General features: G+C 49.3%; 2 protein-coding genes. Both read left to right on the forward strand.

The genetic code is table 11. From position 1 onward, the window contains the following. Positions 1 to 88 precede the first annotated feature (88 nt). A complete protein-coding gene (locus BUC26_RS22405; protein WP_084540865.1) occupies positions 89 to 1,216 on the forward strand; it encodes a tyrosine-type recombinase/integrase in 1,128 nt (375 codons plus the stop codon). Further along, positions 1,131 to 2,042, forward strand: coding sequence for a tyrosine-type recombinase/integrase (locus tag BUC26_RS22410; protein ID WP_244155938.1), 912 nt, complete (start codon positions 1,131 to 1,133; stop codon positions 2,040 to 2,042). Before BUC26_RS22405 ends, BUC26_RS22410 begins: the two co-directional genes overlap by 86 nt. The last annotated feature ends 119 nt before the right edge of the window (positions 2,043 to 2,161 follow it).

Raw genomic sequence — 2,161 nt, forward strand, 5'->3', positions numbered from 1 at the left:
CTGTCTATACGTAACAAAATTCAGACCCCATAAATGATATACTGAGGTCATTAACGTTCTGTTTTTTCTGAAAAAGAAAAAGGAGGCGATGATGACCGAAGAACTCAGTCTGGTAAAAACGTCCGTTTTTGATCAAAAAACCGGATTCACCTATCATTCTGGCAGCAAAACCGCCCATTACCACAATAGCAGCGCCGAACTTAAGCGCTATACAACCCACCGATGGTGCTCACGTCTGGCGGCCAGCAAACTTCCTGGCGCTGATCTGGCCGTTGAATATTTGTACGCCAAGTACATCAGGAATCTCTCAGTGAGCACAATCCAGCAGTCGGGCGGTATTATCCTGTATTTTCTTCATTTTCTTGTAAGAGACGGGACCAGTATCTACGCACTTACCCGCCAGAATATCAGCGCATATGTCGAGTATGAACAGGAACGGGGGCTCAAGGTACAATCGGTTGTTAACCACTTACGGGCAGTCTACACGTTTATCGGCTTTCTGGTTGAGCGCGGTGTGTTACCTGAAGCAGTTCTCCAATCAAAAATAAAAATCAAACTACCCCAAGCACTGCCCAAAGCAATCCCACTAGATGACATACGGAGCTTACTCGCAGTCATTACCACCGCTCGAGACAGGGCATTGATCCTGCTCCTGCTGCGAACAGGAATGAGGATCGGGGAGCTTTTGGCTGTGAAGTTATCTGATCTGATTTACACGGAACGCAAGATCTTGATCTATCTGGGAGAGAAGAACTACCAGGGCCGCGTCGTTTACTACAGCCGTGATGCCGAGCACGCGCTACACCAGTGGCTCTCAGAACGAGATGATCGTTCAGAATACCTCTTTCCCGGGCAGGCACGACGGTTGAACCTGAGCTATGTTGCTGCCTGGAGTGTCATGAGAAATGCGATCTCGAGTGCCGGCTTATCCGGTAAAGGATACAGTCTCCACTCTCTGCGGCATACGTTCGCAACCGACATGCTTAATGGTGGCATGCGCATCGAAGTATTACAGCGTCTGCTTGGCCACCAGGAAATAGAGATGACGATGCGGTATGCCAGAGTCTCTGATAAAACCAGAGAGCTCGAATACTTCAAAGCAATGGATCGAATCGAACAGGGGAGTCAACATGGACCTCAGCGTATCAATCTTGAACTACAGAAGGTATTTGAAGAGAAGAAACTACTCCGCTCACACCGTAAAAAACTATCTTAACCGGCTCAAACTCTTCCTGGGTTGGCTTCCTGTTCCGGTCGAGGCGGCTACGTCAGCATATGTGAAGCAGTATCTGGATCATCTGCTTGAGAAGCACCTGGCTCCAAAAACCATCAACGAATACCTGTTGGTGATACGGAGTTTTTACCGCTACTTAAACGAGGAGGAAGGCAGAGACGTTGAGAGCCCGACAACCAGAAAAATGTCTCTGCGCATGGCAAAACCGCTTCCGAGAAACGTGAGGCAGAGTGAGCTGGATCTGTTCTTCAGCGTCATCACCAACAAACGGGACCGAGCGATGTTCATGCTGATGCTTCGTTGCGGCCTCAGGGTTGAAGAGGTGGCCAACCTGGAGCTTGGGGATATCGATTACCATTGCAGTCAGATTATGGTCCGGAGCGGTAAAGGGGGTAAAGATCGTACAACCTACTTCAGCACTGAAGCCGGATCTGCTCTGGCAGCATATCTGCATATACGCCCCCGCACGAAGAACACTCGCATCTTTCTTGCAGAAAAAGGGACGTTCCGAGGCAAACCACTCTCTGTCCGGGGAATACAGAAACGGATGGAGCATTACTCTCGGCAAAGCAGGACATCCATCACCTGCCACCGCCTTCGCCATACAATGGCAACGCAACTGCTCAATGGCGGCGCTGATATCGTTACGATCCAGGAGTTGCTGGGCCACTCAGAAATAGAACTGACCATGCGCTACAGCCGACTGTCTAACCTAAAAACCCAGCATGATTACTACCGGGTTATGGAACGGCTGGAGACACAAAACGACGATACTCTGGCCGCAGAGGTTCCGCCCATCAGGAACTAGTTCCTGATGGGCCTCTGGTCAGAAAGACCTTGACGCGAGGACCAAAAGAGCACAATATATGAGCAACTAACACATCTATATCAATAGAAAAAACAGGATATGTTACGTATAGTTCCTGT

It is taken from the genome of Desulfofustis glycolicus DSM 9705, assembly GCF_900130015.1.
Classification (GTDB): domain Bacteria; phylum Desulfobacterota; class Desulfobulbia; order Desulfobulbales; family Desulfocapsaceae; genus Desulfofustis; species Desulfofustis glycolicus.

What these genes read in the sequence shown, in the direction of transcription:
- BUC26_RS22405 (WP_084540865.1), top strand. Translation starts at nt 89, where the DNA reads ATGATGACCGAAGAACTCAGTCTGGTAAAAACGTCCGTTTTTGATCAA.
- BUC26_RS22410 (WP_244155938.1), top strand. Translation starts at nt 1,131, where the DNA reads ATGGACCTCAGCGTATCAATCTTGAACTACAGAAGGTATTTGAAGAGA.